At 70.1% G+C, this 13,434-nt stretch carries 11 protein-coding genes and 1 pseudogene; 7 read left to right on the top strand and 5 right to left on the bottom strand.

What is annotated here, in order from left to right; translation table 11 throughout:
* Positions 1–57: 57 nt before the first annotated feature.
* Positions 58–873 (top strand): SAM-dependent methyltransferase, encoded by an 816-nt coding sequence (locus K1T34_RS04050; RefSeq protein WP_255638293.1) that lies wholly within the window; start codon positions 58–60, stop codon positions 871–873.
* A gap of 82 nt (positions 874–955) precedes the next feature.
* On the opposite strand, the pseudogene K1T34_RS53070 reads toward K1T34_RS04050, so the two are convergent.
* The 3 genes and pseudogenes from K1T34_RS53070 to K1T34_RS04040 all read right to left on the bottom strand — a co-directional run.
* A pseudogene (locus K1T34_RS53070) lies at positions 956–1,348 on the bottom strand (GNAT family N-acetyltransferase); the annotation flags it as partial.
* Between the two features lie 65 nt (positions 1,349–1,413).
* Positions 1,414–2,247, bottom strand: coding sequence for an aldo/keto reductase (locus tag K1T34_RS04045; RefSeq protein WP_304504304.1), 834 nt, complete (start codon positions 2,245–2,247; stop codon positions 1,414–1,416).
* A 28-nt stretch (positions 2,248–2,275) separates the two neighbouring features.
* Positions 2,276–3,046, bottom strand: coding sequence for an SDR family NAD(P)-dependent oxidoreductase (locus K1T34_RS04040; protein ID WP_220242956.1), 771 nt, complete (start codon positions 3,044–3,046; stop codon positions 2,276–2,278).
* Between the two features lie 154 nt (positions 3,047–3,200).
* Between K1T34_RS04040 and K1T34_RS04035 the strand changes: the two genes are divergently transcribed.
* Together K1T34_RS04035 and K1T34_RS04030 are read left to right on the top strand one after the other, a co-directional pair.
* Positions 3,201–3,653 carry a MarR family winged helix-turn-helix transcriptional regulator gene (locus tag K1T34_RS04035; protein ID WP_220242955.1) on the top strand — a complete coding sequence of 151 codons (453 nt, stop codon included), beginning with the start codon at positions 3,201–3,203 and terminating at the stop codon, positions 3,651–3,653.
* Positions 3,654–3,761: 108 nt separating this feature from the next.
* On the top strand, positions 3,762–5,963 hold the full coding sequence (locus K1T34_RS04030; protein WP_220242954.1) for an MMPL family transporter: 2,202 nt from the start codon (positions 3,762–3,764) through the stop codon (positions 5,961–5,963).
* Here K1T34_RS04030 and K1T34_RS53065 read toward each other — a convergent pair.
* Positions 5,960–6,094: a hypothetical protein gene (locus tag K1T34_RS53065; protein ID WP_255638292.1), complete on the bottom strand. Its 135-nt coding sequence runs from the start codon at positions 6,092–6,094 to the stop codon at positions 5,960–5,962. The genes K1T34_RS04030 and K1T34_RS53065 overlap by 4 nt on opposite strands.
* 468 nt (positions 6,095–6,562) lie before the next feature.
* Positions 6,563–7,945, bottom strand: coding sequence for an aspartate--tRNA(Asn) ligase (gene aspS / locus K1T34_RS04025; RefSeq protein WP_220242953.1), 1,383 nt, complete (start codon positions 7,943–7,945; stop codon positions 6,563–6,565).
* A gap of 719 nt (positions 7,946–8,664) precedes the next feature.
* Here aspS and K1T34_RS04020 point away from each other — a divergent pair.
* The 4 genes from K1T34_RS04020 to K1T34_RS04005 are packed head-to-tail and all read left to right on the top strand — an operon-like array spanning position 8,665 to position 13,425.
* Positions 8,665–9,888, top strand: coding sequence for an ROK family transcriptional regulator (locus tag K1T34_RS04020; protein WP_255638291.1), 1,224 nt, complete (start codon positions 8,665–8,667; stop codon positions 9,886–9,888).
* Positions 9,885–11,393, top strand: a complete 1,509-nt coding sequence (locus K1T34_RS04015) for a sugar ABC transporter ATP-binding protein (RefSeq protein ID WP_220242952.1) — start codon at positions 9,885–9,887, stop codon at positions 11,391–11,393. Before K1T34_RS04020 ends, K1T34_RS04015 begins: the two co-directional genes overlap by 4 nt.
* On the top strand, positions 11,390–12,400 hold the full coding sequence (locus tag K1T34_RS04010; protein ID WP_220242951.1) for an ABC transporter permease: 1,011 nt from the start codon (positions 11,390–11,392) through the stop codon (positions 12,398–12,400). The genes K1T34_RS04015 and K1T34_RS04010 overlap by 4 nt, the downstream gene beginning before the upstream one ends.
* Positions 12,397–13,425 carry a substrate-binding domain-containing protein gene (locus tag K1T34_RS04005; RefSeq protein ID WP_220242950.1) on the top strand — a complete coding sequence of 343 codons (1,029 nt, stop codon included), beginning with the start codon at positions 12,397–12,399 and terminating at the stop codon, positions 13,423–13,425. The genes K1T34_RS04010 and K1T34_RS04005 overlap by 4 nt, the downstream gene beginning before the upstream one ends.
* The last annotated feature ends 9 nt before the right edge of the window (positions 13,426–13,434 follow it).

Genomic DNA, 13,434 nt, shown 5'->3' with positions numbered 1-13,434 from the left:
ACTTGGTGGACGCGGTGTCGTAGTCTGTGCACTGTCCGTGGCGCGAAGGGGGCAATGGTGGTTTCGGGGACCTCGACGCGCTTCGACCCCGACCGCCCCAGCCTGGCCCGCCTGTCCGACGCCCTCCTCGGCGGCTGTGACCACTACGAAGCCGACCGCGTGATGCTCCAGCGCCTGCTCGCCGTCGCCCCCGGCGCCCAGGACATGGCGCACGAGCACCGCGCGTGGCTCATGCGCGTGGTCCGCCACCTCGCCGCCGACCGCGGCATCGACCAGTTCCTCGACCTCGGCTCCGGCATGCCCACCGCGGAGAACACCCACGAGGTCGCCCAACGCCACAACCCCGACGCGCGAGTCGTGTACGTCGACAACGACCCGGTCGTCCAGGTCCACGGCCGCGCCGTCCTGGAGACCAACGACCGCACCCACGTCTCCGGCGCCGACCTCACCGACCCGGGCGCCACCCTGGGCGACCCCATCGTCTACCGCCACCTCGACTTCGACCGCCCGATGGCCCTGCTGCTCTGCTCGATCGTCCACCACATCGACAGCCTCGACCGCGCGCAGTTCATCGTGCGCAGCTACGTCGACCAGCTGGCCCCCGGCTCGTACCTCCTGCTCACCCACCACCACGAACCCCCGGCCGACCCCCCTCGGCAGGCCTTGGCGCACCTCATCGACTCGACCTTCCAGGGCACCGGACTGGGCACGGTGCACCGGTCGCGGGAGGAGATCGAGTCGTTTTTCACCGGGTTGGAGCTGCTGGAGCCGGGCCTGGGCATGATGCACGAGTGGTGGCCCGATGGGCCGCGGATGACTCCGTTGGGGGATTTGAACTATCTGACGTTGGGTGGAGTGGCCCGGAAGCCGTGAGGCGGTGGTAGCGGACCACCGGCCAGACCTGGCCGCCGACCTCTTTCGTGGGCGGGCCTTCGAACCGGCCGAAGCCGGCGTGCTCGGCCGCTCGCTGCGAAGCGACGTTGTCCGCGTGCGTCCAGAGACGGATCTCGGTGCCGGGCCACGCGGCGCTCACCCGCCGGCACAGCTCGGCGAGCGCGCGGCGCGCGACTCCGCGGCCTCGTGCGGAGGCCGTCACCCAGTAGCTGACCTCCGCGACGGCACCTTCGCGCTCCGCGGCGAGGTTGGCCAGCCGCTCCCCGGACTCGGCGGCGATGGCGACGAAGCCGAGGGCGTTCTCGTTGCGGCGCAATGCTTCCAGGGCGTGCCGGAACTCCGCGACCGTCAGCGTCGCCCGCTCCGTGGTGAAGCGCAACGTGTCCGGGTCCTGCACCTGCGCGACGTACCACGCCGCGTCCTCGGGCAGCCAGTCCCGCAGCTCGATCTCCATACCGCACCGTAGAACAGAAAACGGGCGGCTCCCCACCAAGGGAGCCGCCCGTTGTCAAGCCGACCTCACGCCACGTCGAACGTGTCCGGGTCCGGGCCGGTGCGCAGGCCGCGGTCGAGCGACGACAGGCTCGCCACCTCGGCGTCGGTGAGGGTGAAGCCGAAGACGTCGAAGTTCTCGGCCACGCGCGAGGGTGTGACGGACTTCGGGATGACCACGTTGCCCAGCTGCAGGTGCCAGCGCAGGACGACCTGGGCGGGCGTGCGGCCGTGCGCGGTGGCCACCTCGACGACGGCCTGCTCGCCCAGGAGGTCGCCGCCCTTGGCCAGGGGGCTCCAGGCCTCCGTGGCGATGCCGTGGTCGGCGTGGAAGGCGCGCAGTTCCTGCTGGACGAGGTACGGCGACAGCTCGATCTGGTTCACGGCCGGCACCACGCTGCCCTCGTCGAGCACGCGGCGCAGGTGCGACGGCTGGAAGTTGGACACGCCGATGGCGCGGACGCGACCGTCGGCGTAGAGCTTCTCCAGCGCCTTCCACGTGTCGACGTACTTGTCGCGCGCGGGCAGCGGCCAGTGGATGAGGTAGAGGTCGAGCTGATCGAGGCCCAGCGCGGAGATGCTGGAGTCGAACGCGCGCAGCGTCTGGTCGTAGCCCTGGTCGCTGTTCCACAGCTTGGTGGTGATGAACAGCTCGTCGGCCGCGATGCCCGACTCGGCGAGGGCCTCGCCGACGGCGGCTTCGTTGCCGTAGGCCGTGGCGGTGTCGATGCTGCGGTAGCCGGCGTCGAGGGCGGTCTTCACCGCGGCCTTCGTCTCGGCGGGCGGCACCTGGAAGACGCCGAAGCCGAGCTGCGGCATCTCGACGCCGTTGTTCAACTTGGTGACAGGAACGCTGGTCAACTCAGAAACCCTTCTGTAGCAAGAAAACTCACGGAATGATCGCCGACGCGACCCCGCCGTCGACGCGCAGCGCGCCCCCGGTGGTCGCGGCGGCCTGGTCGGAGGCGACGTAGGTGATGAGGTTCGCCACCTCCTCCGGGCGGATCAGGCGGCCCAGCAGGGAGGTCGGACGGTCCTGGGCCATGAACCGCCGCTCGGCCTCGGCGAAGTCGAGGTCCGGGTACAGGCTGCGCACGAACTCGCGCACGCCCTCGGTGAGCGTGGGTCCGGGCAGCACGCTGTTGACGGTGACGCCCGTGCCGGCCACCTCCTGCGCCATCCCGCGGGACAACGCCAGCTGGGCCGTCTTCGTCATACCGTAGTGGACCATCTCGGTCGGCGGCTGAACCGCCGATTCACTGCTGACGAAGATCACCCGGCCCCACCCGCGATTCACCATCCTGGGTGCGTAGTGCCGCGTCAGCCGGACGCCCGAGAGCACGTTCACCTGGTAGATCCGGAGCCACTCCTCGTCGCTGATCTCGAACACCGGGATCGGCGCGAAGACGCCCGCGTTGTTCACCAGCACGTCCACGTCCGGCAGCTGCTCAACAAGCGATGCCACGCCCTCCGCTGTGCCGACGTCGGCGGCGATCCCGCGCACGCCCAGGTGCTTCGCGACGTCGGCCACGCGATCGGCGTTGCGGCCGTTCACCACCACGTCGGCCCCCGCGGCGGCCAGTGCCGCGGCCGCGGCCTCGCCGATACCGGCGGTGGACCCCGTGACCAGGGCGGTGCGCCCGCTCAGGTCGATGTTCATCGGGTGGATACCCCTTCCTGCGTTCGCGAGTACAGTGGCAGCAGACGATTACGAGCGTCAGCAATACTTGCGCACGCGGTTATTTGCACACGCTCGATAGTGCCTGAAGGGCGAACCACCCGCAACCGCGGGGGTCGGCGAGAAGGGGTGAACCGTGTCACTGGCTGACGACGCCGTGGAGGCCCGGGCGCAGGGCTGGCGCACTCTGGCCGCGTTGCACGCGCGCATCGAAGACCGGCTGCAGCGCGCGCTCGAGCGCGACCACGAGCTGTCGGTGAGCGAGTACACCGTGCTCGACGTGCTCGCCCGCCAGGACGGCTTCCACCTGCGGATGAACCAGCTGGCCAACGCCGTGGTGCTGAGCCAGTCGGCCACCACCCGCCTGGTGACGCGGCTCGAGGACCGCGGCCTGCTGTCGCGCTACCTCTGCCCGACGGACCGGCGCGGCATCTACACCGAGGTGACCGTCGCGGGCCGGGAGTTGCTCGACGCGGCCCGTCCGACGCACGACGCCACGCTGTCGGCCGCGCTCGCCGAGGCCGAGGAGCTGCCGGAGCTGGCGCCCCTCGTCGTCGCGCTCGGTTCGCTCGCCTTCGCGAAGCAGTAACGCACCGTCACCATCCGGCTGGGGCCGTCCGAGGACCTTCGACCCTAGGCCTACACCATTCGCCGCGTGAGGCTGAACCGGGAAAACTCCCGGAAGCCGGGTGGCGAAATGACGGAAAACGCTCGTATCACGGAAGAAGCCCCCGCCGGAATCCTCGAACGCCTCGGTCGGTGGTGCGCCGCGCGTCCGTGGCCGGTGATCGTGATCTGGATCCTGGTGCTGGCCGGCGCGACGGTGGCCAACAACCTCGTGGGCGGTACGTACAGTGACGACTTCAGCCTGCCCGACGCCGAATCCGGCCGCGGCAGCACTGTGCTCGCCGAGCACGGCGTCGTCGGTGGTTCGAACAGCGCGCGCCTGGTCTTCACCACTGACTCCGGCACGCTGAGCAGCCAGAGCGCGGCCATCGAGCAGGCCGCGACGGCGGTCCGCGCCGTGCCCCACGTCGTGTCGCTGTCCGACCCGCTCGCGCCCGGCACCACCGCGCCCGACGGCCGCGTCGCCTTCGCCAACATCCAGTTCGACGACAAGCCCGCCGCGCTCGGCACCGACCTCGTAGACGGCATCGACAAGGCCACCGATCCCGTCCGCGCGACCGGTGTCCAGGTCGACTACAGCGGCGCACTCGGCAAGGCGGCCGAACCCGGCGCCGGCGACCTGCGCTCGGAGTCCGTGGGCATCATCGTCGCGATTCTGGTACTGCTACTGGCTTTCGGCAGTGTGATCGCCGCCGGCCTGCCGATCGTCACGTCGGTGATCGGCGTCGCGACCGGCCTCGGCATCCTCGGCCTGCTGGCGGCCGCGATCAGCTTTGCCACGGCCTCGCCGACGCTGGCGATCATGATCGGCCTCGGCGTCGGCATCGACTACGCCCTCTTCCTCACCACGCGCTTCCGCCAGCACCTGCTCGACGGCGCCGATCCGGTCACGGCCGCCGGCCGCACCGTCGCCACCAGCGGCCGTTCGGTGCTCATCGCGGCGACGACGGTGGTCATCGCGTTGATGGGCCTGTTCACCGTCGGCGTCGCGTTCATCGGGAAGCTCGGCCTGGCCGCCGCGATCACGGTGGTCGTGGCCGGGATCGCGGCGACCACGCTCGTGCCCGCGCTGCTCGGCCTGTCCGGGCGGCGGATCGACCGCTGGCACGTGCGCAAGCCCGTGGCCGAGCAGTCGGCCGACGGCAAGGAAAGCGCCTGGCACCGCTACGCCGTGCGCATCGACCGCCACCCCTGGCGCTACCTCGGCGGCGGCGTGCTCGTGGCCGCGGTGCTCGCCATCCCCGCGTTCTCCATGGAGCTGGGCCACATCGACGAAGGCGCCGACCCGGCCGGCACCACCACGCGCCAGGCTTACGACGCCATCAGCAGCGGCTTCGGCCCGGGCGCCAACGGTCAGTTCACCGTCGTCGTGGAATCGTCCGACGCGGCTTTGGGCTCGGCTGTCCAGCAGGCCCTGGCGAAAACCCCCGGCGTCGCCTCGGCCACCCCGATGTCGCCCAGCCCGGACGGCGCGCTGATGCTGTCCACCGTCACCCCCACCACGGGCCCGCAGGACGCTGCCACCGACGAGCTCCTCGGCACGCTACGCACCCAGACCCTGCCCCCGGTCCTCGCCGGCGCGACCAGCTACGTCACCGGCATGACGGCCGGCCAGCTCGACTTCCGCGACATCGTCGCCGCCCGCCTGCCCACGATCATCGGCGTGGTGGTGGCGGCTGCGTTCGTGTTGCTGCTGCTGTCTTTCCGCAGCCCGGTGTTGGCGTTGAAGGCCGCGTTGCTGAACTTGCTGTCGATCGCCGCTTCGTACGGCGTGATCGTCGCGGTGTTCCAGTGGGGCTGGGGCGGGGCGCTGCTGGGGGTGCACGAGAAGGTGCCGATCGAGTCGTACGTGCCGATGATCATGTTCGCCATCGTGTTCGGCCTGTCTATGGATTACGAAGTGTTCCTGCTCTCGCGAGTGCACGAGGCTTGGCTGCGTACGAAGGACAACCACGTGAGTGTGGCTGATGGTCTCGCGGTGACCGCTCGGGTGATCTCGTCGGCCGCGGTGATCATGGTGTGTGTGTTCTTCGCGTTCCTGGCTTCGCCGAATGTGGTGATCAAGATCTTGGCCCTGGGCCTCGGGGTCAGCGTGCTGATCGACGCGACGATCATCCGGCTGATCATCGTGCCGGCGGCGATGTTCTTGTTGGGAAAGCACAGTTGGTGGCTGCCGCCTTGGCTGGATCGGCTGTTGCCGCATATCGAACCCGAACCTGAGGGGGTGCCGAAGCCGGTGACTCCTGCACCGGAGTCGGCACCGTCCACTTAGGCCGGTTTGTCGAGGCTGCTGAACCAGTAGACGGCGTTCTGGCTCCGGACCTGCCCGTCCGGGGTCCGAACGGCGGAGAAATCGGCGGTGTAGGAGGTGCCGTCCGCGCGGGTGCCTCGGATGTGCAGCACCTCGGCTCCCTGCACGGTGTCCCTGTCCGGTTGACTGATCGCACCTTCCACCGCAGGCGGTGCGGAGGAGGGTGCCGCGTGCGAGACATCCGCCCGATCGAGCACCTTCTGACAGGCGCCTGCATCCTGCGCGACGGTCTGGCAAAGCCCGCGTAGTCGTGCGCCCGGGCGAAGCCGGTTGCCTGGTTGAGCAGGGCTTCCGCCTCCGCCCGGGTCGGCATGGGCAAGACCGGTGTGTCGGTGACCTGCCGGCCGAGCCACACGGTGGGGGTGCCGGCGATGACCAGGAGGCCGGCGCACAGCGCCAGCACTGCGCCGCCGAGCCACAGCACGGTTCGGCGTCGACGACTCACCATGGCCGGCCCCCTGGCTCGCTCACCCCATACCCGCCCGGCGGATGCGCGGGACGCTGAATTTTACCCGATGGGTTGACCACCGATTTCCCGCGCCACCGTCCACTTAGGTCTCTTACGGCCTCAGTCGATGCAGGTCGCGCGGGAACAGGGTCGTACCGCGGATGTTCGGCACCTTCAGCACCCGCGCGACCCACCGTTCGAGGCCGATGGCGAAGCCGCCGTGGGGCGGCATGCCGTGGACGAACGTCGCGAGGTAGTCGCGGTACTGGTCGGCGTCGGGGCCGAGTGCGGCGAGGTAGTCGGCGTAGTGGTGCAGCCGTTGGCCGCCCGTGACGAGTTCCAGGCCGCGGAACAGGAGGTCGAAGCTGTTGGACAGGCCCGGATGCGCTGGGTCCGGGTGGGTGTAGAAGGGGCGTTTGGCCATGGGGTAACCGGTGACGAAGAGGAACTCCGAGTTGTGGTTGTCCAGGGCCCATTCGCCGAGATGGCGTTCGTCTTCGGGAGAGAGGTCGGGTTCGGTGCTGTGCAAGATCTGCTGCGCCGCGGGGTAGGAGATGACCGGGATTTCCAGGGGTACTTCAGGAGCTTCGGGACCCACAGCCGAGGCCATTTCCGCGATGACGTCCCGCAGCACAGTCATCACGTCGCGGTGGTCGTGGATGAAGCCGAGTTCCGCGTCCAGGCTTGTGTACTGCGCGAGGTGGCGCGCGGTGTCGTGGGGTTCGGCGCGGAAGACCGGGCCGACTTCGTAGACCCGTTCGAAGACGCCGACCAACGCCTGTTTGAAGAACTGCGGTGACTGCGCGAGATAGGCCGGTTTGCCGAAGTAGTCGAGCTGGAAGACGTTGGCGCCGGATTCCGTGCTGGTGGCCACGATTTTGGGCGTGTGAACCTCGGTGAAGCCGCGGTCGTCGAGGGCGCGCCGGAATGCCGCGACACTGCGAGCCGCGATCTCGTGCCGCCGCTTCAACTCGGGATGCCTGAGTGCGACGGCCGCGTTGTCGAGAACCGTCGGCAGTGCCGCCGGGATTGTGGGCCGGTAGAGGTCGAACGGCGGCTGTTTCTCAGGTGTGGCAAGTACTTTGATGGTCGCTTCTACGATCTCGATCCCGCCGGGTGCCTGCTTGTTGGCGACGACTCGCCCGGTTACCTCGACGACCGTTTCTTCGCTCAGCTGCGGGATTTCGGTGCGGTCTGCGGACTTGTCCACACCCGACCCGAGTTGTGGACAACTCGGCCCCATTTCGACTTGGCCGCCGTTTTTGTCGGGGGTGGGCGATAGAATTGGCTCGGGGACGCCCCCCTGGGAGGGCGGGGGCGTGTTCGGGCCGGGGCGAGGTGGTGCACTGAACACCACCTGGGCCAACCCCGTACGGTCCCGGATCACCAGGAACGTCACAGATTTCAGGGTGCGCCGGCGGTGGAGCCAGCCGGCGATGGTCGTGGTGGTGCCGGTGTGCGTGGGCAGGTCGGCGACCAGGGTGCGAGGGAACATCCACTCTCCTCGAGCGAACTCGGCGACCCCTTGGGGGTGCGGGCGAGAAGGGAACTCGCGGTACCACCGCACCTTCGCCGCCGGGACAAAGGCGGCCTCGAAAAACTGGGCCCGGTGTCGGGGGCCGGCCGGCGGGGCATTGCCTCCCCGCTGCTCGGGAGTGTCTTCGCGGCGGGGGCGCGGCGCCGCCTCTCAGCGATGGCGGCTCTCTGTGGGCGCGGGACCCCGCGCTACTCGGTTCCGTCAGCGCGTTGCGCGGAAGTCTAGGCACAGGCGCCACCGAACGTCGCGCGAATTAACTCGCCAGCCGTGCAGGACTTTCGACTTGCCGCGCCGAACGGTGACAAACAGCCGTTTCCAACGAATTCCCCCGCGGCCACCCCGCCGCGGTCACCCGGCTGGCCCAGCGGTCCACGCAACCTCGTCGGGCCGGCTCATCCGAGCGGCTGAAGCCGAACGGGTGAGTGGTTCGGCCATCGATTCATCCCAATCCGTGCTCCATCCGAAGGACGGCCCACGACGCCCCGAAGAACAGTTTCCCCAGGTCACTCCGGCATTTAGGGGCTTTTGCCGGGATCGTTACCATCCCTCCATCGTTGACCCCTTCGTTCGCCCTGACTTAATTTGTTGCCCCACCAGACGAACTTGGCGGTGTCAGCGTGGACTCCTCCCTGCCTCTGAGACCCATCGGCCCACCGCGGCCGGCGGACCAGGCCTCGGTGCGGCGCAGCAACCTCGCGCTCGTGTTGCGGCACCTGCGTGACGCCGGGCCGCGGTCGCGGGCGGGCATCGCGGCGGAGACGGGGCTGAACAAGGCCACGGTGTCGAGCCTCGTCGCGGAGCTGGTCGAGCGCGGGCTGGCGCGGGAGGGCGAGCTGGAACGCGCGGGGGCGGTCGGGCGGCCGGGCACGATCGTGGAGCTCGACGGGCGCGGCGTGGGCGGCGTCGGCGTCGAGGTGAACGTCGACTACCTCACCGCGCTGGCCCTGGATCTCACCGGCACCGTCCTGTTCGAACAGCGCGTGGCGCTCGACGTGCAAGCGCTTCCTCCGGCCAAGGTCCTCGACGCGACGGCCGAGCTGGCCGCGAGAGCGCTCAGGGAATGCCGCCGTCTCAAGGTCTCGCCGGTCGGGCTGACGCTGGCGATTCCGGCCCTCGTCGACGTGGAAGCCGGCACCGTGGCGTTCGCGCCCAACCTGCACTGGACCGACGTCCCCGTGGTCACCGGCCTGACCGAACGGCTCACCCACCGGCTCGGCCGCCTGGGATTCCCCGTCCGCATGGCCAACGACGCCAACCTCGGCGCGCTCGGCGAGCACGCGATGGGCAGTGTCGCCGGCACCGCGGACCTCGTGTACCTCACCGGCGAGATCGGCGTCGGCGGCGGCGTGATCTCCGGCGGCCGGCTCCTCGGTGGCGCGGAAGGGTTTTCCGGCGAGATCGGCCACATCCAGCTCGACCCGAACGGCCGGCGCTGCGGCTGTGGCAGGCGCGGCTGCTGGGAGACGATCGTGGGCCTCGCCGGGATGCTGCGGCTCGCGGCCGAGCCCAACGACCCGGTGCACGACCCGTCGTTGGACCTCGAACAGCGCCTCGACATGGTGCGCCGCCGCGCGGAGCTGAAAGACCGCCGCACGCTCGACGCGCTGGCCCAGGTGGGCACCGGGCTCGGCGTGGGCGCGGCAGTGCTCGTGAACGTGTTCAACCCGCGCGTGGTGCTGCTCGGCGGTTACTTCGCGCAGCTCGGCCCATACCTGCTCGGCCCGATGATGGCCGAGCTCAAGGCCCGCGTGGTCGCGCCCGACATCGGCGGCTGCCGCGTGGAGCTGTCGTGGCTGGGCTTCTCGGCCGCCTCGCGCGGCGGGGCCCACGTGGCGCTGGAAGCCGTGTTCGACGACCCCGCGCGGGTTGTCGCCGGAGCAGGGGAGAGGGACAGCGGATGACGCTTCTCGAAATGACGGGGATCGGCAAGGGTTTCCCCGGAGTGCGCGCGCTCGACGACGTCGAGCTGAGCGTGGCCGAAGGGGAAGTGCACTGCCTGCTGGGCCAGAACGGCGCCGGCAAGTCCACGTTGATCAAGGTGCTCGCCGGCGCGCACCGGCCCGACGCGGGGGAGATCCGCGTCGGCGGCGAGCCCGTGGAGCTGCCCAACCCGACCGCTGCCATCAAGTGCGGCATCGCCACGCTGTACCAGGAGCTCGACCTCGTCGACGGGCTTTCCGTGGCGGAGAACATCTTCCTCGGCCACGAGCAGGCCAGCGGGGGCTGGGTGCACCGCGCGACCATGCGCGCCGAGGCGCGAAAACTCCTGGACCGGCTGGGGCACCACGAGATCCGCGTCGAACGCGAGGTCGGCTCGCTCTCGGCCGCGGGCAAGCAGATCGTGAGCCTCGCCCGCGCGCTCTCGCTCGACGCGCGCCTGATCGTGCTCGACGAACCCTCGGCCGTCCTCGCCAGCGACGAGGTCGCGAACCTCTTCCGCGTGATCCGCGGCCTCACCGAACGCGGCGTCGCCGTCGTCTACATCTCCCATCGGCTCGAAGAGATCCGCGAGATCGGCGACCGCGTCACCGTCCTGAAAGACGGCCACACCGTCGCCACCGGGCTCCCGGCCCGCACCACGCCGACCACCGAACTGGTCGCGCTGATGACCGGCCGCCGCGTCGAATACCTCTTCCCGCCCCGGCCCGCCGAAGACGCGTTCGACGACCGCCCCGTGCTGCTGGAGGTCGAGGACCTCACCGTGGCCGGCTCGTTCGAAGACGTGTCGTTCACCGTGCGGGAAGGCGAGATCGTCGGCCTCGCGGGACTCGTCGGGTCGGGCCGCTCCGAAGTCCTCGAAACCGTCTACGGGGCAAGGAAACCCACCGCCGGCCACGTGACGCTCGCCGGCAAACCACTGCGGAACGGCGTGACGTCGGCCGTCCGCGCCGGCCTCGGCCTGGCGCCGGAGGAACGCAAGAGCCAGGCCCTGCTCCTGCAGGAGTCCGTGGCCCGCAACGTTTCCCTCGCCTCGCTGCGACGCTACGCGCGGTTCGGCTGGTTCAACTCCCGCGCCGAGACCACCGCCGTCCGCCGCCACACCGAGGCCCTTGACCTGCGCCCGCCGGACATCCGCCGGCCCGCGGGCAAGCTGTCCGGCGGCAACCAGCAGAAGGCCGTGCTCGCGCGCTGGCTGCTCAAGGGCTGCCGCGTGCTGCTGCTCGACGAGCCCACGCGCGGGGTCGACGTGGGCGCGCGGGCCGAGCTGTACCGCGTGATCCGCGAACTGGCCGATTCCGGCGTCGCGATCGTGCTGGTCTCCAGCGAGCTGCCGGAGGTCCTCGGCCTGGCCGATCGGGTGCTGGTGCTGCGCGAAGGCCGCGTGCTCACCGAGGCGCGGGGGCGCGACCTCGACGAATCGGCCGTGCTCGATCTCATCCTCGAGGAGCAGGAGCGTGCGGAATGAACGCTGACCAGGCGGTGGCACCCGAGCCCACGCGCCGGTTCTCGGTGCGGCTGCGGGAGGCCCGCAACCTCGGGCTGGTCGGGGTGCTGGCCGTGCTGGTGCTGATCGGCGCGCTGACCGAACCGGGCCAGTTCCTCACCACCGGCACGGTGGTGCTGGTGCTCACGCAGGCGTCGGTCATCGGCGTGATCACCGTGGGCATGACGTTCGTGATCATCGGCGGCGGCATCGACCTGTCCGTCGGCGCGGTGGTGGCGCTCGCGACGGTGTGGGCGACCACGCGCTCCACGCAGCAGTTCGGCATCGGCGGGATCGTGTTCACCGCCGTGGCCGTGGGGGTCGGCTGCGGCCTGGTCAGCGGGCTGCTCATCGCTTACGGCCGGCTGGTCGCGTTCATCGGCACGCTGGCGATGCTTGCGTCGGCCCGCGGCCTGGCGATCCAGCTCTCGCAAGGCCGCACGCAGACCGTGACGTCGAGCAACCAGGCGCTCGTCGACCTCGGCTACCAGGACAGCTACGTGCTCGGCATCCCGCCGCTGGTACTGATCTTCGCGGCCGTCGCGATCGTCGGCTGGCTCGTGCTCAACCGGACCACCTTCGGTCGCCGCACCTACGCGATCGGCGGCAACCTGGAGGCCGCGCGGCTCGCGGGCATCAACGTGAAGCTGCACACCTGCCTGCTGTATGTCCTTTCCGGACTGTGCTGCGGCATCGCCAGCGTGATGCTGATCATCCTCACCTCCAGCGGCACGTCGGGCAACGGCAACCTCTACGAGCTCGACGCCATCGCGGCGGTGATCATCGGCGGCACCCTGCTCTCCGGCGGCCGCGGCACGCTCGTCGGCTCCGTGCTCGGGGTGCTCGTGTTCACGGTCATCAGCGTGCTGTTCACCCTCAACAACCTGCCCACGGCCGTGCAGCAGCTGGCCAAGGGCGTGATCATCGTGCTCGCCGTGCTCGTGCAGCGGCGGGCTTCGCTCTACTCGAGTGAGAGGACCACCCGATGAACACCGACATCCGCCGCCGCGCGTTCCTGACCGGAGCGACCCTGGCGGGCGTGGGCGCGCTCGCCGCGTGCACGAGCAACGAGGAACCACCGCCCGCCGCCGCGACCGCACCCCAAGGCGCCCAGGACGCGCCGGGCAAGAGAGTCACGGTCGGGTTCGCCGGGCCGCAGGCCGACCACGGCTGGCTCAACGCGATCACCGTCAACGCGCGGGCCGAAGCGCAGCGCCATCCCGACGTGGAGCTCGTCGTCGCGGAGGGGTCGAACGACGCCGCCACGCAGTCGGCGCAGATCGACGCGCTGATCAACCGCAAGGTCGACGTGCTCGTGGTGCTGCCGGCCGACGGGAAGCAGCTCACGCCGGCCGGGCGCAAGGCGATGAACGCGGGCATCCCCGTGATCAACCTCGACCGGATCTTCGACTCGCCGCAGGCCTACCGCACGTGGGTCGGCGGCGACAACTACCGCATGGGCGTGAACGCGGGCAACTACATCGGCCAGCAGCTCAACGGGCAGGGCACCGTGCTCGAGCTCGCCGGCATCGACACGCTCGAGCTCACCCGCCAGCGCACGCAGGGCTTCGACGACGCGCTGGCCAACTACCCGGGGATCCGCAAGGTCGGCCGTGCCGCCGCCGAGTTCACCGTGCCGACCGGGCAGGCGCGCATGGCCGAGCTGCTGCAGGCGCACCCGCAGTTCAACGCGGTCTGGAACCACGACGACGACCAGGGCGTGGGCGCGCTGCAGGCCGTGCGCCAGGCCGGCCGGTCGGACTTCCTGATGGTCGGCGGCGCCGGGTCGAAGGCCGCGATGGAGGCGATCAAGAGCGACAACTCGGTACTCAAGGCCACTGTGCTCTACCCGCCGACGATGGCCGCGTCCGCCGTGCGCCTCGCGCGGCTGCTCGGGCAGGCGAAGGGCGTGTCGGACCTGGCGGAGCAGGAGATCCCCGCTTCGGTGACCACTTTCTCGGCGGTGGTGACCAAGGAGAACGTGGACAAGTACCTGCCGGTTTCCTTCGAGTGAAAGGGTTTT

It is taken from the genome of Amycolatopsis sp. DSM 110486 (assembly GCF_019468465.1).
Taxonomy (GTDB): Bacteria; Actinomycetota; Actinomycetes; order Mycobacteriales; family Pseudonocardiaceae; genus Amycolatopsis.
The sequence above is the reverse complement of the archived record's forward strand: the minus strand, read 5'-3'. Positions and strand labels throughout refer to the sequence as shown.

Excerpts from the sequence above, each read along its gene's own strand:
- aspS (WP_220242953.1), bottom strand. The coding sequence starts at position 7,945 with ATGTTCCCTCGCACCCTGGTCGCCGACCTGCCCACGCACACCGGCACC.
- K1T34_RS04005 (WP_220242950.1), top strand. The coding sequence starts at position 12,397 with ATGAACACCGACATCCGCCGCCGCGCGTTCCTGACCGGAGCGACCCTG.
- K1T34_RS04010 (WP_220242951.1), top strand. The coding sequence starts at position 11,390 with ATGAACGCTGACCAGGCGGTGGCACCCGAGCCCACGCGCCGGTTCTCG.
- K1T34_RS04040 (WP_220242956.1), bottom strand. The coding sequence starts at position 3,046 with ATGAACATCGACCTGAGCGGGCGCACCGCCCTGGTCACGGGGTCCACC.
- K1T34_RS04015 (WP_220242952.1), top strand. The coding sequence starts at position 9,885 with ATGACGCTTCTCGAAATGACGGGGATCGGCAAGGGTTTCCCCGGAGTG.
- K1T34_RS04030 (WP_220242954.1), top strand. The coding sequence starts at position 3,762 with ATGACGGAAAACGCTCGTATCACGGAAGAAGCCCCCGCCGGAATCCTC.